This window comes from Flavobacterium fontis, assembly GCF_900129405.1.
GTDB classification, from domain to species: domain Bacteria; phylum Bacteroidota; class Bacteroidia; order Flavobacteriales; family Flavobacteriaceae; genus Flavobacterium; species Flavobacterium fontis.
Map to the genome: position 1 here is coordinate 424651 of NZ_FQVQ01000001.1, position 25580 is coordinate 450230.

26 protein-coding genes are annotated in these 25580 nt (G+C 40.9%); 13 read left to right on the top strand and 13 right to left on the bottom strand.

What is annotated here, in order from left to right:
• Window positions 1-3: 3 nt before the first annotated feature.
• From BUC17_RS01890 to BUC17_RS01910, 5 genes are all read right to left on the bottom strand, one after another.
• On the bottom strand, window positions 4-1722 hold the full coding sequence (locus tag BUC17_RS01890; RefSeq protein WP_073360957.1) for a T9SS type A sorting domain-containing protein: 1719 nt from the start codon (window positions 1720-1722) through the stop codon (window positions 4-6).
• A 93-nt stretch (window positions 1723-1815) separates the two neighbouring features.
• Window positions 1816-2148, bottom strand: coding sequence for a T9SS type A sorting domain-containing protein (locus tag BUC17_RS01895; protein WP_073360961.1), 333 nt, complete (start codon window positions 2146-2148; stop codon window positions 1816-1818).
• A gap of 78 nt (window positions 2149-2226) precedes the next feature.
• Entirely contained in the window at window positions 2227-2784 is a 558-nt protein-coding gene (locus tag BUC17_RS01900; RefSeq protein WP_073361196.1) for a hypothetical protein, read from the bottom strand.
• Window positions 2785-2850: 66 nt separating this feature from the next.
• Entirely contained in the window at window positions 2851-4227 is a 1377-nt protein-coding gene (locus BUC17_RS01905) for a hypothetical protein (RefSeq protein WP_073360965.1), read from the bottom strand.
• Between the two features lie 23 nt (window positions 4228-4250).
• Window positions 4251-7055, bottom strand: a complete 2805-nt coding sequence (locus BUC17_RS01910) for a TonB-dependent receptor (protein WP_073360968.1) — start codon at window positions 7053-7055, stop codon at window positions 4251-4253.
• A gap of 193 nt (window positions 7056-7248) precedes the next feature.
• Between BUC17_RS01910 and BUC17_RS01915 the strand changes: the two genes are divergently transcribed.
• Window positions 7249-7932: a response regulator transcription factor gene (locus BUC17_RS01915; protein WP_073360970.1), complete on the top strand. Its 684-nt coding sequence runs from the start codon at window positions 7249-7251 to the stop codon at window positions 7930-7932.
• Between the two features lie 32 nt (window positions 7933-7964).
• Window positions 7965-9005 carry a sensor histidine kinase gene (locus tag BUC17_RS01920; RefSeq protein WP_073360973.1) on the top strand — a complete coding sequence of 347 codons (1041 nt, stop codon included), beginning with the start codon at window positions 7965-7967 and terminating at the stop codon, window positions 9003-9005.
• Here BUC17_RS01920 and BUC17_RS01925 read toward each other — a convergent pair.
• Window positions 8988-10067 carry a glycosyltransferase gene (locus BUC17_RS01925; protein ID WP_073360976.1) on the bottom strand — a complete coding sequence of 360 codons (1080 nt, stop codon included), beginning with the start codon at window positions 10065-10067 and terminating at the stop codon, window positions 8988-8990. The two genes, BUC17_RS01920 and BUC17_RS01925, sit on opposite strands and share 18 nt — an antisense overlap.
• A gap of 42 nt (window positions 10068-10109) precedes the next feature.
• Between BUC17_RS01925 and trmB the strand changes: the two genes are divergently transcribed.
• Genes trmB through BUC17_RS01940 form a run of 3 tightly spaced genes read left to right on the top strand, consistent with a single transcriptional unit; the run spans window position 10110 to window position 11781 of the window.
• Window positions 10110-10781 (top strand): tRNA (guanosine(46)-N7)-methyltransferase TrmB, encoded by a 672-nt coding sequence (gene trmB, locus BUC17_RS01930; protein WP_073361198.1) that lies wholly within the window; start codon window positions 10110-10112, stop codon window positions 10779-10781.
• Window positions 10782-10802: 21 nt separating this feature from the next.
• Window positions 10803-11429, top strand: coding sequence for a LysE family translocator (locus BUC17_RS01935; protein ID WP_073360978.1), 627 nt, complete (start codon window positions 10803-10805; stop codon window positions 11427-11429).
• Between the two features lies 1 nt (window position 11430).
• Window positions 11431-11781 (top strand): MGMT family protein, encoded by a 351-nt coding sequence (locus BUC17_RS01940; RefSeq protein ID WP_073360981.1) that lies wholly within the window; start codon window positions 11431-11433, stop codon window positions 11779-11781.
• Here the strand turns inward: BUC17_RS01940 and BUC17_RS01945 are convergent.
• A complete protein-coding gene (locus tag BUC17_RS01945) occupies window positions 11759-12589 on the bottom strand; it encodes a UDP-2,3-diacylglucosamine diphosphatase (RefSeq protein ID WP_073360983.1) in 831 nt (276 codons plus the stop codon). The two genes, BUC17_RS01940 and BUC17_RS01945, sit on opposite strands and share 23 nt — an antisense overlap.
• 363 nt (window positions 12590-12952) lie before the next feature.
• Between BUC17_RS01945 and BUC17_RS01950 the strand changes: the two genes are divergently transcribed.
• The 4 genes from BUC17_RS01950 (at window position 12953) to BUC17_RS01965 (ending at window position 15981) form a co-directional block, all read left to right on the top strand.
• Entirely contained in the window at window positions 12953-14080 is a 1128-nt protein-coding gene (locus BUC17_RS01950; protein WP_073360986.1) for an Mrp/NBP35 family ATP-binding protein, read from the top strand.
• A gap of 60 nt (window positions 14081-14140) precedes the next feature.
• Entirely contained in the window at window positions 14141-14380 is a 240-nt protein-coding gene (locus BUC17_RS01955) for a NifU family protein (RefSeq protein WP_073360989.1), read from the top strand.
• 212 nt (window positions 14381-14592) lie between these two features.
• Window positions 14593-15645 carry an NAD(P)/FAD-dependent oxidoreductase gene (locus BUC17_RS01960; protein ID WP_073360993.1) on the top strand — a complete coding sequence of 351 codons (1053 nt, stop codon included), beginning with the start codon at window positions 14593-14595 and terminating at the stop codon, window positions 15643-15645.
• A gap of 3 nt (window positions 15646-15648) precedes the next feature.
• Window positions 15649-15981 (top strand): 2Fe-2S iron-sulfur cluster-binding family protein, encoded by a 333-nt coding sequence (locus BUC17_RS01965; RefSeq protein WP_073360996.1) that lies wholly within the window; start codon window positions 15649-15651, stop codon window positions 15979-15981.
• Here the strand turns inward: BUC17_RS01965 and BUC17_RS01970 are convergent, their stop codons facing one another.
• From BUC17_RS01970 to BUC17_RS01995, 6 genes are all read right to left on the bottom strand, one after another.
• Entirely contained in the window at window positions 15982-16758 is a 777-nt protein-coding gene (locus BUC17_RS01970) for an SGNH/GDSL hydrolase family protein (protein ID WP_234977668.1), read from the bottom strand.
• Between the two features lie 5 nt (window positions 16759-16763).
• Window positions 16764-18146, bottom strand: coding sequence for a T9SS type A sorting domain-containing protein (locus BUC17_RS01975; RefSeq protein WP_073360999.1), 1383 nt, complete (start codon window positions 18144-18146; stop codon window positions 16764-16766).
• 277 nt (window positions 18147-18423) lie between these two features.
• Complete coding sequence (locus BUC17_RS01980) at window positions 18424-19422, bottom strand: T9SS type A sorting domain-containing protein (protein WP_073361002.1); 999 nt, start codon at window positions 19420-19422, stop codon at window positions 18424-18426.
• A 94-nt stretch (window positions 19423-19516) separates the two neighbouring features.
• A complete protein-coding gene (locus tag BUC17_RS01985; RefSeq protein ID WP_073361005.1) occupies window positions 19517-20131 on the bottom strand; it encodes a hypothetical protein in 615 nt (204 codons plus the stop codon).
• Between the two features lie 5 nt (window positions 20132-20136).
• Window positions 20137-20811, bottom strand: coding sequence for a LytR/AlgR family response regulator transcription factor (locus BUC17_RS01990; RefSeq protein WP_073361008.1), 675 nt, complete (start codon window positions 20809-20811; stop codon window positions 20137-20139).
• Window positions 20808-21833 (bottom strand): sensor histidine kinase, encoded by a 1026-nt coding sequence (locus tag BUC17_RS01995; RefSeq protein ID WP_073361012.1) that lies wholly within the window; start codon window positions 21831-21833, stop codon window positions 20808-20810. Before BUC17_RS01995 ends, BUC17_RS01990 begins: the two co-directional genes overlap by 4 nt.
• 207 nt (window positions 21834-22040) lie before the next feature.
• On the opposite strand from BUC17_RS01995, the gene BUC17_RS02000 reads away from it, so the two are divergent.
• The 4 genes from BUC17_RS02000 to BUC17_RS02020 all read left to right on the top strand — a co-directional run bounded on the left by BUC17_RS02000 (window position 22041) and on the right by BUC17_RS02020 (window position 25546).
• Window positions 22041-22403, top strand: a complete 363-nt coding sequence (locus tag BUC17_RS02000) for an S-adenosylmethionine decarboxylase family protein (protein ID WP_073361015.1) — start codon at window positions 22041-22043, stop codon at window positions 22401-22403.
• On the top strand, window positions 22404-23636 hold the full coding sequence (locus tag BUC17_RS02005; protein WP_073361019.1) for a DUF4178 domain-containing protein: 1233 nt from the start codon (window positions 22404-22406) through the stop codon (window positions 23634-23636).
• A gap of 193 nt (window positions 23637-23829) precedes the next feature.
• Window positions 23830-24036, top strand: coding sequence for a DUF350 domain-containing protein (locus BUC17_RS02015; RefSeq protein WP_073361025.1), 207 nt, complete (start codon window positions 23830-23832; stop codon window positions 24034-24036).
• Window positions 24029-25546: a polyamine aminopropyltransferase gene (locus BUC17_RS02020; protein WP_073361028.1), complete on the top strand. Its 1518-nt coding sequence runs from the start codon at window positions 24029-24031 to the stop codon at window positions 25544-25546. Before BUC17_RS02015 ends, BUC17_RS02020 begins: the two co-directional genes overlap by 8 nt.
• Window positions 25547-25580 lie beyond the last annotated feature (34 nt).

Consider the following 25580-nt stretch of genomic DNA (forward strand, 5'->3'; position numbering starts at 1 on the left):
CGCTTATTCGATGATTAATTTCTTCACTGCAGTTGCGCCATTTTCTGTAATTTGTACAAAGTATACTCCTTTGTTCAATCCACTTACGTTCACTGCATCTTGTGTTGTTGTAGTGATTACTTCTTTTCCAACAAGGTCAAATATACGAACAGATTTGCTGTCGTTTGCCGCAGTGTTGATATAGAACATACCGTTTTTCACAGGGTTTGGATAAACCGCTAAACCTTCAATTGCATTGTTGTTTACACTTAACAAGTTTGGTGTAACAGAAACGCGTAATTCATCCACAGTGATTACTGGAGTCAATGCATCCGAGTCTTGACGGAATAAGAATCCTCCTAATGTGGTATTCGCAGTAGCAGGGGTATCTGTTAAGGCAGGAGCCTGTGTGCCGTCAAATCCAGCAACCGTTGGGTTAACCCATAATTTCCATGAATTCCCTACAAAGTCATACGCTACCACTACAAACAATACATCGTTAAGGTTGTAGGTAGCTGTAGTATAGTTGGTGGTTGACGTTCCTGAAGTAAGGCCTAATTGGTAAGTAGTTCCCGTTCTTTTGATAAAAATACGACCTCTAAAGTTTGTGGCACTGCCGTCAGTGATGATAGCAAAAGCGGTTTCAGAAGGATCTGTAGTCGCTGCAAAATCCGTTACTTTCATGATAAAAGAAGCATACAACGCCCCTTCAGTAACTGTAGTGGCAGTAAATCTTTTGTGCAATTCTTTACCAGCGCCGTTTAAACCAGCAGCATTACCATTGGAAGTAAGTCCAGCGTATGTTAAGTTATCAGCGATAGCCAATACATCGTCTCCGGTGTTGGCGTTTGCCCAAAATTGTGTTGCACCTAATGAACTTCCTACTGGATAATCCATGCTGTCATATAAAGGCAATCCACTTACGGGTTTACAATCAGGTGCCGTTATAGTTACCGTGTACGAACAGTTGTTACGAACCAATGTGACGATAGCTCCAGTTCCTTCAGGAATGCCTGTAACGGTAATATTTCCATCAGCAATACTTCCTGGGTTGTCTCCTCCAACAGTTCCTACCGTTGAAGTAACGGTATAAGCGCCACCACCACCGCCAGAGAACGGGATGGTTGCTGTATACGTGTCGATGGCAAATGTAGTGGCGTCACAAGCCGTAGTGGGTGTGCCGGGTACAACCGTACATGAAGGGTCAAAACTAAATACACGCACATCATCCAAACGGAATTGAGCCGTTGTAGTAGTTTGCGTGAAACGGATACGAAGGTTAGTTGCACTTGGGATACCCGTAGTAATCGTCACCAAAGCCCAGTTTGACGTTCCAGCTCCTGTAGGACGTGTATAGGTTAACGGTGTAAACGTAGTCCCATCCGTACTTACTTCAACGGTTAACTCGTTATTGGCTCCCGTAGTACTTTTGTATTGACCGAAACTTAATTGTAATGTTGAGGTATTGAAAGCAGAGGTATTAATTCCTTCAATTAAGAAGTCTCTACCCACTACATTAGTGAAAAATACATTTCCACTTCCCGAGGCTCCAGTATAACCTGAAGATACTGTAGTTGCACGCACATCAGCGGTACCCGAGTACACGATTGGGGCAGCATTTTGAAATACGTTAGAAGCAATTGGGGTTGTCGCTGAAGGAGTTCCCATGTTTTCACTGTAGATGGTTTGCGCCATCATAGTTACTCCTGTCAGCATGTAGAGCATGAAGTAAATTTTTTTCATATTGAAATTATTAAATTAAGCACACAAAGATAGGGACTATTTTCAGAACTTAATAAAGCCTAAGTTAAAAAATGGTAAAGTCGAAAAGTTTAACTATCTGACAATAAGTTTTCTAGTTGCAGAGGCCTCGCCTTCTTCAATTTTGATGAAGTACACGCCGGGTTGCAGTGTCGATAAGTTTAATTCGCGAGAAGATAAAACGGTTTGAAAGACTTTTTTACCCAAAACATCATAAATAGTGATGTTCTTTTCTTCATTAGCGCGTGTGGTAATGTAGAGTTTACCCCCAGTGACTGGGTTAGGATAAAAGCTAAGCCCCTCGATAGAATTGCTTTCTTTCAAGGTGCTTCTAGTATCTTGAGCCGCTACGAAAGCTGTGCCCAACACTAGAAAAAAGAGTATACTATACAAGTAATTTTTGCTCATGCGTAATTATCCTAGACACAAATATAGGATTTTAATTTCAAAATCAATGCCAAACTTCGTTAAAAAAGATTACGAAACCTATTTTGTCTCCCATTTACGGGTTTGGATATTGTAAAAAGTGTGGTCATCGGGAAATTCTATATAAAAATCTTCTCCAGCATTTTTGGTGTAATACGGCGACAAATCTTCCCCTTGAATAAAGTCCATAAAAAGCACTTCTGTTTTTTTGTGAAGTTCGGGCTCGACCATTTTCCATGTTCGAGCGGCTTCCTCATAATAGGTGATCTTGCCTTTGTTGTCTTTTTTTAACTTGCCCAACGTGGCAACTCTTTTGATGGTAAGACTAGGAGCCAGTTTGGTAATCGCAAAATATTCGGTAGAATCGGGAGCTTTGTAATAAAATAACAGACGGGCCTCCTTCGCTTTTTGTTGATAATACGCATTGTAAAGCGTGTCAAATTTGTTTTCATGACGCACTTTTTCAGAGGGTAATTTTTCAAAATAGCGCACGATTTCATATTTGAATTGTGCTTGCTCTTCTTTAGAAAGTTGGCCATTAGGGTCAATGGTATAGGAGGTGTCTGAGCAACTCCCCAAGAAAAGGATACCAAAAAGTCCGGCTAGAATTTTTTTCATAACATTTGGGAATAAGAAAGAGCTTAACATCACTGCTAAGCTCTTTACAAAAATAAACTATATCTCTTAGTATGTTTTGCTGTTTGGTAAAAACTCAGCCCAACCGTCTGTCCAATCGGTAGCACCGAAAGCACCACGATAGGTAGTAGCCGTAAACCAAGTGTTTAGCGTAGCATCGGTAAATTCAGCTCCAGAAGTCAATAACCCTGAAGTTACTGCAAAGTTTGGATTGGCCGCATAGTTTGATGTTACATTGTTTCCAAAAGCCAAATTCGTGTTCAACCCTAATACCGCAAATTGGTCTTCGATAGCCGCAGTAATAGTAGTATTGGTTGCTTCAAACCACGATTGAATATTCGCTACGGTAGCTGTCATTCCTGTACCTACAGAGTATGTTGTATTAGGAGCCACAAGAATATTTTTGATTAATTTCCCTGTACCCGCCGCATAATTGTCATATACCGATTGTTGGTTCATACGTAATCCACGAGGATAGCCGATAAATACCGAGTTGGCGATAGTAGCCGCAGTTCTTCTACGTAAGTCAATGGAGTGTTGGAAGTTGGCATTGATCGATTGCGCATTCGTTGCTCTTGGTCCGATACAAGTGAAGTTAGAGAAAACTCCCGTAGTCAATAAAGTTGTTACGTTATCATTTGGTCCGTTGTCACATTCAAAGGAGTTAGAACCCGATTGGTCGGCAAAACTTGGGTAACGAACTTCCAAACCAAATTGATTTTTACCTGAAAATCCGAAATCCACGTCAAAACTATCATCCCAGTTGGCAAAAGAGATCAAGTATTTTCCGTTTACCGTTCCACCAAACCACTCAAAACCGTCATCCCCACCAAAGGAAGTTTGACAATATTCGATTTGAGTTCCTGTTCCAACGGCTCCTAAAGTGATGGAGTTGGTTTCATTGTTTGGGGTTAATTCAATACCTGCATATTCCACACGAACGTGAACTAATGCTCCAGAATCGTCGGCAGCATTGGTTCCGCCATAAGTTACTGCTGGATTAATCCCTTCAATTTCAGGGTTCACTTGGTTTACAGGAGCATTTCCTAAAATGATCAAACCACCCCAGTCCCCACGGTCTCTAGAACCTGCAGGTAAGTTAGAAGTCATCACAATAGGCTCAGAGGCAGTTCCTACAGCTTCAATACGTCCCCCTTTATCAATGATCAAAGTTCCTTTTGTCGCTTTATCCCCTTTGATAATCGTACCAGGCTCAATAGTTAATACATTTCCGCTGCGTACAAACGTTTGACCTTTGATCAAATACTTTGTGTTTTTTGTCAAAGTGCGGGATTCAAGATTTCCTTCCAAAATAACCACAGAGTCTCCTCCGCCGTTATTGTTGTTGTCGTCATCACCACCACAACTCGTCAAAGTCACGGCTGCCAGTAAAAGACCTTGTAATAGAATTTTGTTGATTTTCATAAAAGTTAAATTAAGTTATGTTGTTAAAATTTATACGTTACATTAAAGGTGTAAAGAACGCCTGTACGGTGCACAAACACAGGGTCGTCACTGTTGTTGATTTTGTTGTCTACGTTTGAATCTTGGAAAAACTGAAACTTCTCATTCAAGATATTGGATAAGCCCAATTTGTAGGTTGTCTTCTTGAAGGTTTTAGCAATGGTGAAATCCATTTGGTTACGGGCGATTTCGTAAATCGTTGGGAAAATTTCACCTCCAACGGCATAAATACGATCTCCGAAACGGTTGTAAATTAAATTACCACTCCAGCCGTTTTCTTTATTGTCATATCCAAGCGCTGCGTTGATCACATAAGGCGATTGACCTTGTAAGGCTCTTTTGCGGTCTTGTGCTAAAGCTCTGTTTCCTAAGTCAACTTCCGAGAAAATGTAGGAAGCATTTAAGTTGATGGATAAATCTGAGAAAAATCCGTTTTTGAATACTTCTTTGAAGGATTTTCTCACTTCCAACTCAGCCCCATAAAGCATTGCTGAATCCGAATTGCTGTAGCGCATTCTTCGTTGCTGACTCACTACAGGAAGAATAAATTCGATCGGGTTGTCAAATCGTTTGTAGAAAACACCCAAACTTGCGGTTTCTCCTTTGGTGGGATAAAACTCATAACGCAAATCAAAGTTGTCTATCGTTGCGGTAGTTAAACTGCTGTTTCCATCTACCTCTGTATCTTCTTGGAAGTCGTAGAATAAGAAGGGAGCAATTTCACGGAATTCAGGACGGTTAACGGTTCTGCTGTAAGCCACACGCATCAGGTTTTTGTCATTAAAGGTATAGCTCACGTTGAAAGAAGGTAAAACGGAGGTAATGGGCTGTTGTACCAATAAAGGATTAATGCCTTGGAAACCATCAACTTCCAAACGGTTGTGCTCCAAACGAACACCTCCCGTAATTAAGAATTTTTGAATCGGTAACTCCCCATACACATATCCTGCGGCCAATAAATTGTTGGCTTTGTACGAGTCGCTCTGGTTGGAACCTTCACGCAATACCCACCCGTTGGAAGCGGATACATTGGCAGGACTAAAAATTTCGGTTAACGGTAAATTGATTAATTCTTCTTTACGCTCTTGCCCCACGTTACCCGGAATCAAATACGAGAAATAACGTGCGCTAAAATCACGCGTTTTGTAATCCCCGAAGAAACCCGCTTTTAATAGGATGGTAGAGGCTTCCGACTTACTTGATTTATTTTCAATTTTCAAATCATAGTCAACACCAGCGTTTACGGAAGTTTCGTTCAATTCCGAATAAAATCGGCCCGTATCAAAAGGGTTTGAACTTGGCGGGTCAATCATTGTAAAGTTTTCCGTAGTGCTATTTAAATTGCGGAACGTACGGAAGCGTCGTAAATCGGGTAAAATGTCTTTGATTAAATTTCCACCCAACACCCATTGCACGGTATTTCGGTCGTTGATTTTATGCTCTCCGTTGAATTGTGAGGTCAAAATACGACGTCCTGAATATCCAAATTCGTAGTTGTTTAACAACTGTCCGGGACGTTGGTCAAAGTCAAAACCACTTCGCAACGTTGTAAAGTTTTCACCGATTTGGTTGAAAAGGTTTTTGAAGGTGATTTTGTTTTTTGCATTGTAACGGTAAAACCAGTTGGAAAGGACTGACAAGCGCACTTCGTTGGAGTAGTAACGGTCATCAAAATCACGTTGCTGTTGCGGCGTATTGGTTTGTCCCGTAAAATCGTTGATAAAGGTGTTTACCGACTTATTGTAGTTTTGAAAGCTATTGGAGTACGAAATCATATTGATCGTTCTCAAATTTTTACTTTCGTCTTTTAACTTAATTTTTCGTCCCAAACTGAAGCTAATACCTGTATTGAAAAAGGCAGTACCGCGTTCAGGGTTGAAGTTGTTTGGCAATTGATTGGCGTAGCGAACACTTTCGCTGTTGATATTCAAAACATCACGGTTGGTGGGGAAGCCACTGGGCAACTGACGGAATCCATCATCCATCCCCAAAATATCGGTTGCCGAACCTTCCGTTTGCCAATAATCTTCCAAGGTGGTGTTGCCACGGAAACCTAAGCTCGATGAAACTTGTGTAAAATCGGAGAAGTTTTCTGTAGTAGTCACACTAATCAACCCCCCAGAGAAGTCTCCCGGTAAATAAGCCGCTCCCGATTTCCCGATGGTCATTTTTTCTAAAGTGCTTACGGGCAATAAATCGAAAGAAAACGTTCGACGATCAACCTCCGTACTTGGCGCCAAAGCACCGTTAATCAAGACATTGTTGTAACGCTCACTCAATCCGCGAACCATGACAAATTTTCCGTCATTGATAGTTACTCCCGGCACCCGTTGAATGGCTTGCGCCGCATTTCCATCGGTACCTTTACTCATTTGTTCAGCCGAAATCGCACTGATAACTTGTTTTGCTTTTTTTGTTTCAAGTAGTACAGCCGATTCGGTGTTTTTTCGTCGGCTCGTAGTGATTACTACGTCTTCCAATTTATAGCTTCCTGACCCTAAGGTTTTGTTGATGGTAATGGTTTCCCCCGCTTTAAGTGTTACTTTCTCTTCGATCGTTTCATATCCCACAAAACTGAAAACTAAAGAGTAGGTTCCGGGTTCAACTTTTAATTGGTATTTCCCTTTTTCATCGGTGGTCACGCTGTTGGTTGTGCCTTTAACGACTACATTGGCAAAAGGTAGTGGTGCATTTTTTGCATCTTTGTCTAAAATTGTTCCATTAATAGTCCCTTTTTGTGCAAAAGTTGTCAAACCAATTAGACAAAAGATGATCTTAAATATTTTCATTTTTAACAATTTGTAAAATTTTTTGCAAAGGAATGTTAGCTAAGTGAAGTGTAGGTTAAGAACGAGTTATATAAATATTGATTTATTGTTAACGCAATGTTAATCGATTAAATAATGGTTAACTCAAATTAGCATCCGTACAAAACCTAGGTAAAACACTATCTTTACCTCAAAATTTGCATAGCTTTACGTTATGAAGAAAAAAGACATTAAAATTCTATTGGTTGATGATGAACCCGATATCCTAGAGATTGTGGGGTACAACCTATCGCAAGAAGGCTACAAAATTGTAACGGCTACCAACGGTAAAGAAGCGGTTGCCGCGGCCAAAAAAGAGCGTCCACATCTAATCATCATGGATGTCATGATGCCCGAAATGGACGGTATGGAGGCTTGTGAAAACATTCGTAAAATCCCAGAGCTTTCCAATACTATTATTACCTTTTTAACAGCACGCAGTGAAGATTATTCGCAAGTGGCAGGTTTTGATGCGGGCGCCGATGATTACATTGCCAAGCCCATCAAACCCAAATTGTTAGTCAGTAAAGTAAAAGCCCTCCTTCGACGCTTGAAAGACGATGCGGTTTCTAATGAAAACATCACCGTCGGCGGTATCGAAATCAACCGAGAAGAATATAAAATTATTCGGGATGGGGAAGAAATTATTTTACCGCGCAAGGAGTTTGAATTATTTTATCTTTTAGCCTCCAAACCCGGGAAGGTTTTCAAACGCGAAGAAATTTTAGATAAAGTATGGGGCAATGAAGTAATTGTGGGCGGACGAACTATTGATGTACACATTCGAAAATTACGAGAAAAAATTGGCGAGGATCTTTTCAAAACGATTAAAGGGGTAGGGTATAAATTTGAATTGTAATTTGTAAATTTACCTTTTTAAGAATGAGATTCATGGGTTTAAAAGTTAAAAAAACCTACCGATTTGCAATTGTAACTTCGTTGTATATCACCCTGTTTTTTACCTCTTTGTTGGTATTGTATTTCTTGCTGAATGCTGATTTTTCATGGTTATTGATTCTTTTAGCCTCTGTTAGCGTTTTCCTTTTTTCGGTTTTTATAATTCAATACCGATCGGAAATGTTTATTTATCAAAGAGTTAAGAAAATATACGATGATGTCTCGTTACTCGATTCAGCAGTTTTAAGAAGTCAATTTATTACTACCGACATGGCAACACTAGAAAAAGAAGTTAAAAAGTATGCCATTAGTAAAAAAATTGAATTAGAAAACCTCAAAGTGCGCGAGGAATATAGACGTGAATTTATGGGTAATGTGTCGCATGAACTGAAAACTCCTTTATTTACCGTCCAAGGATATATTGACACATTAATGGATGGCGTCAAAGATAAATCGTTACGAGACAAGTATTTAGAAAGAGCCCAAAAAGGAGTAGAGCGGTTAGTGTACATCGTTCAAGATTTAGATATGATTTCTAAATTGGAAATGGGCGATGTCAAACTACAGTATACTGACTTTAACGTAGTCACGCTCGTTCAGAATGTATTTGATATGTTGGAAATGCAGGCGGATAAAAAAAATATTATCCTAATGTTTGATTCAAAATATAGCAAACCTATTCGTGTTCGTGCAGACCAAGAAAAAGTACAACAGGTTTTGATCAATCTCGTAATGAATTCCATTAAGTATGGAAAAGAGAATGGAACTACTGAAGTTGCGATTGAAGATTTCATTAACAATAAAGTAATTATCAGGGTTACCGATAATGGTGAAGGTATTGACGCGAGTAATCTATCACGCATTTTTGAGCGGTTTTACAGAGTTGATAAAAGTGGGTCTAGAAATGAAGGGGGCTCTGGGTTAGGACTTTCTATTGTGAAACATATTATTGAACATCACAACGAGAAAATATATGTTGAAAGTAAACCAGGAAAGGGTTCCGTTTTCTCGTTTACATTAGAAAAGGCTAAATAAATCACTTGGGAGTTCTTCTTCTCCTACCTTTGGTAATCCTTTGTAAAAAGGAATGGTGTCTAATTTTTCGTGTCTAAAATCTTTTTGACTGCACTGTGGTATTTTACCGTCTCTATGCAATCGTTTAGCTAAATATTCTTGTTCAAATTGCCCAGGTGTAGGGATAAAAAAGGCTTTCTTATCCAATTTCGCCAAATCCATAATCGTGGTATAGCCAGAGCGACAAATTACAATCTTAGCCGAATTTAATATGTCTGATAATCCTTCGGAAGTGAGGTAATTGTAAATTGTAAATGGGGGTTCAACTGTTTTTTTTATCGAGGATTCAACTACACCACGTATAAGTACAATTTCACCTTTAATTTGTTGCATTTCATGTCTAAGTTTTTCCTCCAATAAACTCCGCTGTGGCTCGGGACCCGACAGTAAAATGACATAATCAATAGTTTCCGGCACTTCTTTTTTAACTAAACGGCTCAACACACCAATGTAACGTGTTGTAATGGGTAACTTTTCAGGATGCCCCAATTTTCCTGATAGATTGATCGCACCGCCCCAATCGGGCACCCAACATTCTTGAAATTTTTGAATAAAAAAACGATGCAATCCGCTGGAAATCCAAGTGGTTTTTCCCGATAGTACGGTAAGTTGGTGCGTGATGATAACCGACGGAATCTTTTTGCTGTATACGCCCAATCGGTTGTCTGAAATAATGCCAGCCAGTTGATACTCGGCGATCCATTGGCGAACCAATTTCTTTTCTTCAAAAATGGCCGCAATTGTCTTGGGACTGTTTTTGAGTAATTTCCATTTGAAGTTTTTCGGATTCTTGGCGTAGGCAATATGATACGAAGGTAATTCCAAATGCACCAGCGCGGGAAACTCCCGTTGCAACAACGCCAAGGCCGCACCATCACTCGCAATAATAGGCTGAAAGCCTTCTGCGAGCAACTGTCGAATAATCGGGATGCAACGCGTAGCATGGCCCAATCCCCAGTTCAACGGCGCCACCAATATGTTCTTTCGGGTTTCCACAGCAGCAAAAATAAAATAATTTGTCATGCGGTGGATTTCCTTAATTTTGCCAAAACATTAAGAAATCACGTGGGCAGTAAAAATAAATTAAAACGATTCAGCGAAAACGCCAATTTTACCAATGTGATCCAACCCACCCGGGAGGAGGTTGTGGAAGGACGATTTCCCCAGCGCGGGATGTGGCGATCCTTTTTTAATAACGACAATCCTGTTGTGGTCGAATTGGGTTGTGGTAAAGGCGAATATACCGTAGGCTTGGCCCAACGCAATCCCAATAGGAATTATATCGGAATCGATATCAAAGGCGCTCGTTTTTGGCGCGGTGCGAAGACAGCTGCCGAACAAGGGTTGACTAACGTAGCTTTTGTACGCACCCAAATCGAATTGGTAGATTTTATTTTTGCCGAAAATGAGGTCGATGAAATTTGGATTACCTTCCCCGACCCGCAAATCAAATACAAGCGTACCAAACACCGCATGACCAATGCCGATTTTTTAAACCGGTACCAAAAAATCCTGAAGCCCGATGGATTGATGCATTTAAAAACCGATAGTGAATTTATGCACGGGTATACTTTGGGTCTTCTACACGGACTGGGTCATGAAGTAGTATATGCCAACCATAACATTTACCACAACTTAGGCGCTCCCGAAGAAGTTACTGAAATAAAAACATTTTACGAGCAACAATATTTGGAAATCAACAAAGCGATTACGTATATTCGTTTCAAAATCAAGTAGTTTTCCGTTAACCACGGTTTTATGACAGTATTCATCCCTTTTTTCACGGGATTGATTGCGGCTATCGTAGGGGTACTTCCCCCAGGGCTCATCAATATGACCGTTGCCAAAGTTCGTTTAACCGATGGAATCAAGCGTGCGTTGATTTTTGTTTCAGGCGCTTTGTTGGTTATAGCGGTTCAAACCTATGTTTCGGTTGTTTTTGCGCGCTACATCAGTCAGCACGACGAAGTGGTAGCCACCTTGCGTACGATTGGATTGGTCGTTTTTGGCGTACTTACCTTATATTTTTTCTTTTGGGCCAAAAAACCCACCTTGGAGGGCAGTGACCGCATTCAGTTGAAAAGCAAACGCAGTCGTTTTTTTATGGGAATGCTTATCTCCGCCTTAAATCTTTTGCCGATTCCCTACTATGTAGTCATCAGTGTTACCCTTGCTTCCTATGGTTATTTTGATTTTTCACTAGCACAAGAACTCAGCTTGGTCGCCGGTGTAACTTCAGGCTCTTTTTTGGTGTTTTATCTTTACATCGTGTTTATTAGCCATTTAAAGTCCAAAACCGATTGGGTGCTGCGCTATATGAACCGTATAATTGGTGCCATAACTGGGTTGGTGGCTTTATTGACGTTGTGGAATTTATTGCGTTAGTATGAAATCGTCTCCTGAAACAGCTTCTTTTTTTGAACGGGTGTATGCCGTGGTGCGTCAAATTCCCGAAGGACGCGTTACTTCGTATGGAGCTATCGCCAAAGCTTTGGGTGCCGCGCGTTCGGCACGAATGGTGGGTTGGGCTATGAATGCCAGTCACGGATTGGACGATGTTCCCGCCCATCGCGTTGTCAATCGCAGTGGGTTACTCACCGGGAAGCATCATTTTGCGGGAAGCCACTTGATGCAACAACTGTTGGAGCAAGAAGGGATTCGTGTGGAAAACGATCAAATTGTCGATTTTAAAGTCCACTTCTGGAATCCCGAAATCAATTCCGAATCAATTCCATAAACTGCTCGATAAGCTGGTTTTCGTAGTCAAAATTAACCTCCTCTTCCCAAGTCATTTGCGAAGGATAGTCGGTTTTATGGTGGTAAATTTTCCAGCGTTTGTTATGGTATTCTAGGGCGGTTAAGTTTTCAATCCAATCGCCCGAGTTGAGGTACAATGTGGTTCCTTTTTTGGTAGTTATCGATTCGATTTTGGGCTCATGGATATGCCCACAAACCACATAGTCGTAGCCGTTTTCAATGGCAATTTCGGCGCAGAGGGTTTCAAAATTGGAGATAAATTTTACCGCCGATTTCACACTGGCTTTGATTTTTTTGGAGAGCGAATAGGGTTCTTTTCCCATTTTTTGCAATCCCCAATTGATCATACGGTTGAGTAAAATCATGATGTCATAGCCCCAACCGCCGAGTTTGGCCAACCATTTGGCGTGGGTGATCGAAGCGTCAAACACGTCGCCATGAAAGAGCCATGCTTTTTTCCCGTCCAAGGTGAGCGTTAGTTTGTTGAGCAACGAAAAATTGCCCAAATGCACGTCGGTAAATTTTCGTAAGAGTTCGTCGTGATTGCCCGTCAAATAATACACTCGGGTTCCTTTGGCGCTGAGGCCAATGATTTTTTTGAGTACTTTTTGGTGGGCGGGCGGAAAATACGATTTTCGAAATTGCCAAATATCGATAATGTCACCATTCAAAATTAAGGTTTTGGGTTTGATGGAATTGAGGTATTCCAAGATTTCATTGGCGTGGCAGCCATAGGTTCCCAAATGCAGGTCGGAGATCACGACCAATTCTACTTTACGCTTTTTCATGGGATAATGTTTTCACAAAGGAATAGCATAGGTGTTGTGTGAGCGTAAGCTTGACTTTATGAAAAGGTAAAGGTATTGCTCTCTAAAAAGATTTTCTATAAGGATTTCTTAACCTCCTCGCTAGGCCTGACCGTCGTGGATATCCTGCCGGCGGGAGGGCGCTTTATCCGACGGCCGGCCGATAGCAACAAAGGGCAGGAGCAGGGTGGTAAAAACCGTGGGGGTGCTTCCTTCTCATCCAACTAAAAACAAGGATGTAAGCGCAAATTTGTCGTTTTTTTCCGCAAAACATTTTGAAAGCTTTAACGGTCGTTTCTTTGTATTTCCTTGTATCTTTGCAATCTAAAATCAGTCTTAATAAAAATGAAGTTAGAACGCAAAGCAATTCTTCAAGCGCTTGAAACCATTACGGTGGCGGGTGAAGGAAAAAATATGGTAGAGAGCGGCGCTGTTAAAAATGTGGTTACGTTTGGCAACGAAGTTGTGGTCGATTTGGTGTTGAAAACGCCGGCCATGCACATTAAAAAACGCGCAGAAGACGATATTCGCAAATTGATTCACGAGCAGTTTTCTCCCGAGGCTGAAGTGAAAGTTAATATCAAAGTAGAAGTCCCCGAGAAAAATGAAATCAAAGGGCAACCCATACCGGGCATCAGTAATATTATTGCCGTAGCTTCTGGAAAAGGAGGCGTTGGGAAGTCAACCACTACAGCCAATTTAGCGGTAACCTTGGCCAAAATGGGCTTTAAAGTTGGTGTTTTGGATGCCGATATTTATGGTCCTTCGATGCCGATTATGTTTGACGTAGAAACCGAAAAACCGTTGTCGATTGAAGTCGATGGCAAGTCGAAAATGAAACCGATTGAGAGTTACGAAATCAAGTTGCTTTCCATCGGATTCTTCACGGCGCCTGGTCAAGCGGTGATTTGGCGTGGCCCGATGGCAGCCAAAGCGTTGAATCAAATGATTTTTGATGCGGCGTGGGGGGATTTGGACTTTATGCTGATCGATTTGCCGCCGGGTACAGGTGACATTCATTTGTCGATTATGCAGTCGTTGCCCGTCACAGGAGCCGTGGTGGTGAGTACGCCGCAACCTGTAGCCTTGGCCGATGCGCGCAAAGGGGTAGCCATGTTCCAATCGGAAGCCATCAATGTGCCGGTACTCGGAATCATCGAAAACATGGCGTATTTCACGCCCGAAGAATTGCCCAACAACAAATACTATATTTTTGGAAAAGAAGGCGCGAAGCATTTGGCCGAAGACCTTCAGGTGCCGTTTTTGGGCGAAGTGCCTTTGGTACAAAGTATCCGTGAGGCAGGCGATTTCGGTCGACCAGCGGCTTTACAAACGGCTTCTCCACTAGAACAAGTATACGAAGCCATTGCGCGTAACGTAGTGTCCGAAGTGGTGCAGCGCAACGAACATTTGCCTCCTACCGAAGCGATCAAAATTACTACGATGGCAGGCTGTTCGGCGGTAAAGAAATAAATTAATTCATCATGCCTAGCGCGGTGCCTGCCGCACTGGGATTTTATACTTTTTGAGAACATGAGTCAGGATCAATTAATTGAAAATATTGAGAAAGCCCTCGAGGAAATTCGTCCGTTTTTGAATTCCGATGGCGGCGATATTACCTTGGTTTCGGTGGAAGACGACAAACACGTGAAAGTTCGCTTTGAAGGCGCTTGCACCGGTTGTAGTGTCAATCAAATGACGCTCAAAGCAGGGGTCGAAACGACCATCAAACGCTATGCTCCTCAAATTGAAACTGTAGAAAACGTTTCCTAAAGAGTAGGTTGGGGCGCGTCCCTCGAGGCCCACATGGGGTGTATTTATCACGTGTGTCCATCCTCGGGGTCGGGCTTTTGGCACTCGCGTCCTTACGGCGCGCTCAAACAAAGCCGCAATCCCTCGCGCAACCCCTGCTGCCGATGACATTTATCATAGATTAGAAAAATACGGTTCGCGATTTTTGTGCCGTATTTCAAACCCAAAACACGATGATTACAACCGATATTCTAATTATAGGCGCGGGCCCCACCGGATTATTTGCGGTGTTTGAAGCGGGTTTGCTTCAAATGAAATGCCACTTAATCGATGCCTTACCCCAACCGGGCGGGCAGTTGGCCGAACTCTATCCAAAGAAGCCCATTTTTGACATTCCCGGATTTCCCGAAGTGATGGCTGGCGATTTGGTCAACAACCTGATGGAGCAAATCAAACAGTTTCAACCCGGATTTACCCTAGGCGAAACGGCCGAAACCATTGATAAACTCGAGGATGGAACGTTTGTCGTGACCACCAATAAAGGAACCAAGCACCACGCCAAAGCCGTAGCGATTGCCGGTGGCTTGGGTACGTTTGAACCCCGAAAACCCTTGATCGACAACATCGCTGCCTATGAAGAAAAAGGGGTGGAATACTTTGTAAAAGATCCCGAATTGTTTCGCGACAAGCGTATCGTGATTGCGGGCGGTGGCGATTCGGCACTGGATTGGAGTATCTTCTTGTCGAATGTAGCGCGTGAAGTGACTTTGGTTCACCGTCGTAACGAATTCCGTGGCGCTTTGGATTCGGTGGAAAAAGTACAAGAACTCAAAAAATTAGGCAAAATCACCTTAATCACTCCCGCCGAAATAACCGCCATCGAAGGCGAAGGGCATGTAGAGCGTTTGACGTTGGATTGTAACGGCGCACAGCAAATTCTCGAGACGGATTATTTTATCCCGTTGTTTGGGTTAACTCCCAAATTGGGTGCTATCGCCAATTGGGGCTTGGAAATCGAGAAAAATGCGATTAAAGTCAACAATGCCTTAGACTACCAAACCAATATTGAAGGAATTTATGCCATTGGCGATGTCAATACCTATCCTGGCAAGTTGAAACTCATTTTGTGCGGTTTCCATGAAGCGACGTTAATGTGTCAAAGTGTGTACAATCGTTTGAACCCCGGCAAACGTTATGTATTGAAATACACTACGGTTTCAGGAGTAGACGGTTTTGACGGTACCCGAAAAGAAGCGGAGAAAGCGGTGGTGAAATCTATTGAATAACGTATGGCAACCGATATCACAATTTCCATTACCGATCGTGACGGGGTAACCCACGAAGTACAAGCCCCTACAGACATGAACATGAACCTCATGGAGTTGGTGCGGGCGTATGAATTGGCCCCCGAGGGAACGATAGGCGTTTGCGGCGGGATGGCCATGTGTGCTTCCTGTCAGTGTTATGTCTTGAACGACATTGCATTACCCGAAAAAAATCCCGATGAAGAGGCCATGTTGTGGGAAGCTTACAACGTTAAAGACAACAGCCGATTGGGTTGTCAAATTCACCTCACGCCCGAAATTGATGGTTTGGCTATTGAATTGGCCCCTTATGCTTAGTTACAAGCCAAGTTTAGGCATAACGACGGGTAACAATCGCTCTACAAATCGCGTATAGGCTAAGGTGGAAGGATGAAGGCCGTCTTGCGCGACCAATGCCGGTTGCTGTAACCCGAGCTGGGTGATATCGGTAATGTATACAAAACTTATTTGTTGGCTCGCACAATAATCGGAAGCAAACTGGTTGTAGGTTTGCAGTGCCGCCGAAATCGAGGTATTCCCGTTGCCAAATGGGGTAAACGCATAATCGGGAATCGAGAGAACCACTACCTTATTTCGATTACCTCCTGCTTTTTCAATCGCTTTTTGAACCAGTTCCGGGAAATCATTTTCATAAAAACTAAACGGCATGTTTTGGTATTGATTGTTCACCCCAATTAAAAGGGTAACCAAGTCAAATGTATTCGGCGGATTGGTTTGATTGATGGCATTTTTGAGTTGCGGAGTGGTCCAACCTGTTTGGGCAATGATTTGCACCTCAGAAAGTCCGTTGCCGCGACGGGCATTGATACTGTCGCGAAGTTGTGTCGGGAAATTGCAGGTACTACAAACCGATTCGCCTTTGGTGTAACTATCGCCCAACGCCAGAATTTTGAGCACACGGGTATCGGGCGGAGCGGTAGTATCGTCCTTGTCTTTTGAACAATTCACAAGGGAAAGCACGAGAAATATGAGAAGTAATCGCTTCACTACATTGAAATATTTCAGCAAGTTAGCGTACTTTATTCCAAAAAAAAAGGCACAATTGTTAAACTGTGCCTTTTCGAATGTTTCCACATCAATTATTTTTTCAACAATTGAAGAGTTTTGCTACTGTTTTGTTTGATTATTTTGACAAAATACACGCCGCTTTCCCATTCGGAAGTGGGGATTGTTAAATCGGTTGAATTGTAGACCGTTTTTTCAACAACCAGTTGCCCCAAGGCATTACATACTTGATAGGCATCGGGCAAGTCGGTTCCTGAGGAAATATTTATTATGGCATATTCTTGCGCGGGATTGGGATAGATTTTTAGGTTATCAAACAATTCAAATTCAGAACGACTTAAAGGTGCTAGGCAAGCTTGGGAGCTGGGTAACGTGTTTCGGCGGGGTGAATTTTGAATCACCGCTAAAATACGTGCCTTTTGATTTAGCGTAAAGATATTCATACAACTATCGTTGGTATAATCCATGTAGTTTTCGATCATATCATTGCCAGTGGCAGCGGGACAAGAATCGTAAGTGTCGGCACAATCATAGTTTTCATTGGCTGCTGCGGGAGTGTCGGGGCAATAATCTTTGGCGCTATCGGCCGTATTTACGGTGCAACTTGAATTATCTCCCCAAATATGTCGTAGTCCAAAGCAGTGACCAATTTCATGCGTTGCCGTTCGACCCAAATCATAATCTGTAAAATAACTCCCCGGTGCAATTTGACTGGATCCAAAGCAGCGGTAATCAATAATCACACCGTCGGTAGTTGCGGTATTGGTCACTCCTGACAACCCTGAAAGTCCAGAGCCATAGGGAAATTGTGCATATCCCAAAACGCCATACAATTCGGCTGAAGTACTGGTGCTAAAGGCGCAAACCCAAATGTTAAAATATTGGGTGGGATCCCAAATGGTATTGGGTTTTAGCGTGCCCTCGACACTGCTTTCTGTGGCCCAACTCGCCGTGCCTAGATTGACGCGGTCAATTCCATTGGTAGCGGTGCCATCGGGTTTGCGTTGCGCCATACAAAATTCAACTTCAATATCAGCGCCTACAGCATTGGTATTGTACCCGTTGGTGTTTACCATTCGACGAAAGTCTTGATTTAATACCGTGATTTGCGATAACACCCGCGCATCAGAAATATTTTCATTCGTTCCAACCGCATCTCCATTGTGGATTACATGCACCACGACTGGAATAGTTACTACTGTCGCTGCTGATTTACCGCTGAGGAGTTGGGTTTTAATGGCTTCAACTTTTGGAGCAATCCATTGTTCAAAGGCGGCGGTATTTCGTGAGGCATCTTCGTTTTGGAGATACGTTTCATATTCTGTTGTTGCACAGCGAATTTTTCCATGGGTAGGATTGATTTTTTCAACGGGGGTGCCAAAAAGCAAGCGTTGGGTTTGACTAAAGGAATGAATTCCAACAAGTACAGTCAGTAGGGTGATTAGTTTTTTAGTCATATTACAATCTTATTTAGGGGCTAAAAGTATTTCTATTGCGCCTTTACGTCTAATTTTTGAGGTAAACCCATTTTTTTCAACGGTCAAACTACAGAAAGAACAAAGGAGTTCACAAACGAACTCCTTTATCATGAAAAAAATATATCACATTACGGAATTCACGGAAATTATAAAATAGCAAATCCAAAAGCGCTGTTAACCCAGTGGGTTGCTAATTTTTACAATCAGGATTATGAAAACAAGCGTATGATGTGAATCCGTAATGTTTTGGGGTAAACTAAGTTTTACTTAATTTTTTACTTTGTTCAAATTTTCCTGTGGCTGTTTCCACCATTACCTTGTAGATGTAAATCCCTTTGGATAATCCACTCACATTAAGCTCTATTTCCTGAATGCCTCCGTCAATGGAGGTGCGGAGTGGCTGTTGTACCCGCCGTCCAGAAAGGTCATAGACGGTCACTTCAACAGTTCCCGCTGCCTTGGATACAATTGGAATTTTGGTTATTTCTTCCACAGGGTTGGGATAATTTTGCCCTAAATAGAAGGTATTGGATTCAAAGGTTTGGGTATTCAATACGGGTCCAGCAACATAAATGGTATGGGTTAGATCAAAACCATTGGCAATCGAACCGGTTATCGTAGACATTTCACTTGTCACGCCATCAGAAAAAACATTGTCGTTGGCATTATAGGTATACCCCGTCATCCCTTTGGTGTATCCATAACTTGTAGCACTATTCACTTGCACTACAGCGCTATTCGATCCCTCAGGAAAGGCGATTTGAGTGACCAATAGTGAAGTTCCCGAGGCACTGTAAATATGAACGTGAATATGGGTTGACCTTCCGGTGTACCATCCTGGAAAAATAGAAGTAAAGGCCACTTGTCCATTGGTGTCGGTTGTTTGTCTGCCTCGAAGAAATGTGTTGTTTGTATAGTTTACCGTTTGCATACCCGTTCCGCCGTATTGCGAATAGTATCCATCTTTATCACAATGCCAAATATCAACGAGGGCGCCTTGAAGGGCCGTACAATTGGCATTCACGTTGATGATTGTGATGGTAATATCCATAGGAATACCCGTGCGGTCTCCCGTGATATTTGTTCGAACCAAGCTAGAAGGTGTTAGCGTTGGAAATGGACCGGCCGTTTCACTGTTGGTTACAGTACACGTGGTGGTTTCAGACTCCGATTGATTGGCACGTAAAAGGCTAGGTACAACGATGGCCGCTCCAAGAAGGCTGAATCCTTTTCGTAAAAAATCCTTTCTTTCCATAATTTTCTGTTTTAGTGATATAAAGAAATAGCAAAGGAAATGGACAGCCTAATTATTGAGGTAAACAGAAAAGAAATAGCGGTTAACTCGTTTTTTATAACTGAATTAAGCCTAAAATGGACCCTTCACATAAGGATTCCATTTCACATAAATGGGGCGATATAAGTTGTAATCCATCGCGGTCTTCAAGCAATCGATTTTCAAATTCAAAAGCCCCCGCCAAGCAAATAGCCCACAGCGGATGGTTGGGTTTTTGCGGCATAAATTCAAATTCTTCCCGATTGCTAAACTGCCGAAGGGTCAAATGCATTGGATTATTTTGCCACTGAAAAAAAGGCAATTCCAGGGTTTGAAGTTGCGATTGACCTGGCGCGGAATTATAGTGAATTAGGATACAGTTCACAGTTTCCGAAGCGAACGGATTGGTGATGGCAACATGATTTTCTGCCGTGGGATACAATTCAAGAAAATTACCCACAGGAATCGCGTGCATTTTTTCGGGTTTTTGAACTTGGATACCACCCGCCAATGGAATCGCAAGTATTGTATTGAATTTGGGCATAAAGTGCCAACTTCCTTTGGGCGAGAGTGTCAGGTCAACAATACAAATTTCATCCTGTATTTCGGCAATAGTTCTCTTTTGATAGGTTGCGGTTGACTCCGTTTTTTGGAGAAAACGTTTATAAATAATGGAAGGTTGCTGTTTCATTCGTTTTAGGTTAAAAGGACATCGCGGAAGGTATCGCCAATGGGTAATACAAATTCACCGAGCGATACCGTTTTATTTTGAATCGACTTGATGTGTTGAGTACCTACAATGTAAGAACGATGAATTCGTTTGAATTTTTGATTGGGAAGTTTATCCAAAATACTTTTCATGGCATGGCGGGCTACAATTTTTGTTCCGTTGGTGAGATGAATTTGTACATAGTCATCCATACCTTCAATAAAAATAATGGTATCAAATTCAAGCCGGTACAATTTGTAATCCGCGCGTACCATTAAGTGCGTTTGGATTTGAAGATTTTTTCGGAATTCAAACTCATTACGTGCTTTTAACGCTGCTTGTTTAAAACGTTCTTCCGAAAAGGGTTTCAACAAATAGTCGGTGGCATTGACATTAAATCCATCGACAGCATATTCACTAAAAGCGGTCGTGAAAATCACAATCACATCATGATCCAACAATTTGTAAAAATCAATGCCATTTTTATTGGGCATTTGGATGTCCAAGAAAAGCAAGTCTACAGGAAACTTACGAATGTGTTTAAGGGCTTCACTTTGAGCGGTAAAGGTTTTTTCAAGGGTAATAAAGTCAATTTGGGCGCAATAATGGGTAATCACTTGCAACGCCAAAGGTTCGTCATCAATAGCTATAGCGCGAATCATTGTAAATCTATTATTAGGGTCACTTCATATACTTTTTCATCTTCAAAAACCGATAGGTTATACCGTCCCGTATACATCAAATCCAATCGTTTTTGGGTGTTTTTTAGGCCCTCTGCTGTCCGCAGTTCTTCGTCTATAGAATGGGCAGCTTTGGGATTCTTAACCGACATCGTTAAGGTCTGGTTTTCAATTAAGATATGAATCAAAATATACGATTCTGCATCGGGATTGATGCCGTATTTAAAGGCATTTTCAATGAAAGGAATCAATATAAGTGGTGCAATGGCTTTTCCAAAAGGTTCGCCTTCAATCTTAAAATCCAAAATAACGTTTTGGTCAAGCCGCAATTTTTGTAGCGCTATATAGTCCTTGATATAATTGAGTTCTTTGTCTAAAGTAACGTATTCCTGATTACTTTCGGTGACGACATACCGCATAATCCCCGAAAGTTTCAAGACAGCATTGGGGGCTTCATCCGATTTTTGCAAGGTTAGCGCATATAAGCTGTTTAAGGTGTTGAATAAAAAATGCGGATTAATTTGCGCTTTTAGATAGGAAACTTCGGCAATTTTTTTCTCAGTATTAATTTCGTTCAAACGGTTTGACATTTTAATAAGAAAGGCAAAGGCAATGACTAACAAATAGGGAATTAAGATTTGGGCATCAAAAATCTCTGAAGGCTCTCTGGGTTCAGGGAAGTTTGGGAATCCCTTTGATCTAGGCATAAATCGTTGACTACCGAAAATAGCATTGGTGATACCAATAATCCCGAGATAAGCAAAAACGACAAAGGCAAAAAAGAGTAGTTTTTTTTTGGCCAAAAACAGTTTGGGTATTACAACGTAATAATAGGTGTAGAATAGGAGAAGGAGAAATACAAAACGGACAAATGATTTTTGAAACGGACTGATGTAAATCAATTGCCAACCTTCACCAAAATCAGGAGATGATAAGATGGGAATGCTTAGAAAGGCAAAGATGCCTAGGATATTAATAAGGTAAAAGCGGGTTGAATTTTTCATAAATATTCTAACACTATCAAAGATAGCGAGAAATATTTCAAGCTTGCGGATTATGCGACGAATGAAGTGTTTTTGTAGGTGAAATAATTTAACTTTATCTAGAATTGAACGTTTTTATCCTTGCTATTTCGTTTCATTTATCTCAACGCTAAATTAAAAAGTGTAACATTTTTTGAAACTTGCCGTATAAAAATATATTTTGCATAAATGTCATCACCTGAATATCAGCCTGGCTTACATGCCTTGTTAACCTTGCATGTAACGCGAACAGAATTTTTAATGAATGCAGCGCTATTCGTTCAATTTACAGACCTAATGTTGGCTCAATTTGAATTGGAAAAAGTTGGTTTTTCACAACATGTTTTTGAGAACGCGAGTTATACAATAGCATATTGTTTGAAAGAATCTCATATTTGTATTCATACTTGGCCAGAACATCAACAACTTACGCTGGATATCTATTTGTGTAATTACCAACAAGACAACAGCGAAAAGGTGAGAGCTTTGGCTCAAGCGTATATTGACTTTTTTGAAGCAACTATTCTCAAACAATTTGAAATTCAACGCTAAATGACTTTATCTTGTTTTCATTGCGACACTGATACTACTGTGGATCTAACTTTTGAGCCTACTTTTTTTGTGTGTCCAAATTGCCAAAGTGTTTATGGAAAAGATTCCGATGCAGAATGGCGTGTAAAACATAAATTAAAGGGGGAAATAACGCAAGAACTCCCACTTCAATTAGGACAAAAGGGAACAATTTATGGGGTAACATATACCATTACGGGAATCCTTGTCAAGTCTTCTTACAGTTATTATCATTGGGTTGAATATGTTTTAGTTGATGATGCAGCCAATTTTAGATACCTTTCGGAATCGCAGGGGCATTGGATTTGGATGCAAAAAATACCAGAGTCTGACCAGGTAAATTTTGAAATTTATACTGCCGAATGTAATGGTGAAACTTTCGATTTATACGATAATTCAACGCCCAAACTATTAATGGCTCATGGATATTTTGATTATGACATCCAAAAAAAATATTCTTTACGCGAATATATTAATCCACCGCATTTATTGTCTAAAGAGGAGTACAATAACTATGAAGTGCATTTCAAAGGTGAGCACATTAGTCGAAGAAACATAAAAAAAGCATTTAATTGTTCGGTGATGCCTCCAAAGATTGGTGTTGGAATCGTTCAACCTCCCGTGTTTTCATTTCAAAAAGCAATTATTGTTTTTGCAAGTGTTGGGATACTAATGTTATTCACCTTATTTTTTCGTAATCTTGGTCGAAATGAAGCGCAAGTAGTTAGCATCGATTTGCCCATGGATAAAGCGCAAGGGAGTACATTGAACACTCCTTCATTTACACTTGAAGGTATGGCTGCTTCCTTGAAAATTGATGTTTCAACCAATGTAGATAATTCATGGGCAAGTTTGGAAGTTGCGCTCATTAACGAGATTACCCAAGACGAAGTGTATGCCAATAAAGATGTTGAATATTACCACGGTTACGAAGGTGGAGAGAATTGGACAGAAGGAAGTACCAGTGAAAGTTTTACCATCTGTGGTGTAGGTCCGGGAAAATATCATCTCGCATTGACCCCTTCCAAGGAAAGCGATATGAGTAATGGCGATAAAATGTATGTCACAGCGCAGTGGGAGGTGCCTACCCTACGTAATTTTTTAATGACCTTACTTTTTATGGGAATTGCTCTTGTGGGAGGGTATTATTTAAATTTAATGTTTTTGGAGAAGCCACGATGGCAAGACAGTGACTACTCACCTTACGAAGAATAAATATGGAAAAATTGACACATTTCATTCGTGAAAATAAATTAGCTTTGATACTTGGAGCTCTATTTTATGCTTATTTTTTATACAGTTCTGTAGCCGGTAATCGAATTTGTGATTGTGAATCCACACAAGAATACCGCTCCTCCAATGTAGTGACAACCCGCAATCATTTTTATCACAAATAAAACAATACCTTATGACACTTACTCCTATTTTAAATTCAATTGTTTTTTCAATTATTGGTATAGTTATCCTATTTATTGGATACTGGATATTGGAAAAAATGACGCCTGAAAATACGTGGAAAGAAATTGTTCACAATAAAAATACGGCCTTGGCAATAGTTATGGGGGCATTAATTATTGGAATCTCTTTGATTGTTAGTGCCGCTATTCATGGGTAAAAAATTTCGATTCGAACTCTTATTACTTTTTGCAGTTTTTGTCATTGCTACTTGCGGATTAATCTATGAATTAGTCGCAGGGACATTGGCTAGTTACCTATTAGGGGATTCGGTAAAACAATTCTCTTTTATCATTGGTGTCTATTTGTTTTCAATGGGAGTGGGCTCGTATTTTGCCAAATTTATCCAAAAAAATTTACTGAAGACTTTTGTTGAGATTGAAATTTTAGTGGGTTTAGTTGGTGGATTGAGCTCAGTAGTATTGTATTTTTTATTTGAAAATGCCGCTTCTTTTCAGTTCGTGCTTTATTTCTTGGTTTTTGTAACGGGTTGTTTAGTTGGACTCGAAATCCCGCTTTTGATGAATATTTTAAAAGATCGAGTGGCCTTTCGTGATTTAGTATCTAATGTTTTTGCGTTTGATTACATAGGAGCGCTTTTAGCGTCTATATTATTTCCACTTTTTCTGATGCCCCATTTCGGGATTATGGGGACCTCGCTTTTTTTCGGAATGATCAATGTTTCCATAGCTATTGTCTTGAGTTTTGTATTGCAAAATGAGGTAAAACGCCCCCGAATACTTCAATCGAAAGCCTTAATTTCTTTTACAATATTGGCTGTTTCTTTCTTATTTTCCGACCGATTGCTCGGCCTTTCAGAGGAAAAGTTTTATGGAGAGAATATCATTTACACTCAAGCAACACCCTATCAGCGTATCGTTCTCACACATCAAAAAAGTGATTATCGATTGTACTTAAACAATAACCTTCAGTTCAGTTCACAAGATGAATACCGATACCATGAAGCCTTGGTACACCCTGCGATGTCTATGGCACCCAAAATTGATCACGTATTAGTGCTTGGAGGTGGTGACGGGCTTGCTGTGCGCGAGGTGCTCAAGTATCGTGATGTAAAGTCCATAACGCTAGTCGATTTGGATGCAGGGATGACAAAATTGTTTCAAACGAATGCTATCCTGAAAGGGTTTAATAAAAACAGCTTAAACCATCCCAAAGTAACCGTATTGAATCAAGATGCCTACATTTGGTCAAAAGCCAATACGAAACGTTTTGATGTAGTAATTATTGATTTTCCCGACCCTTCCAATTATAGTTTGGGTAAATTATATGCTCTAAATTTTTATCAAACCCTTCAAAAGAATCTTACAGAAAATGCTGTCGTGGTAGTACAAACCACCTCTCCTTATTTTGCGCCAAAATCGTTTTGGTGTATTCAAAAAACGATACAACATGTTTTTCCACAGGTTGACGCCTACCATGCCTATGTCCCTTCTTTTGGGGAATGGGGCTTTTCAATTGCAATCAACGGATTTGGGACAACTTTCAACACGGTCTATCGAACCGTTCAAGGGCTTCGTTTTTATACCTATCAATTTGACACGATGAATCAGTTTCCGTCCGATATGATGCAAAAGGATGTCGAAATTAATCGATTGGATAACCAAATTTTAGTTCGCTATTTTGATGAAGAGTGGGGCCGAATTCAATAAATCCAGACGGAATTTCTTTAAAAGTATCGCAACA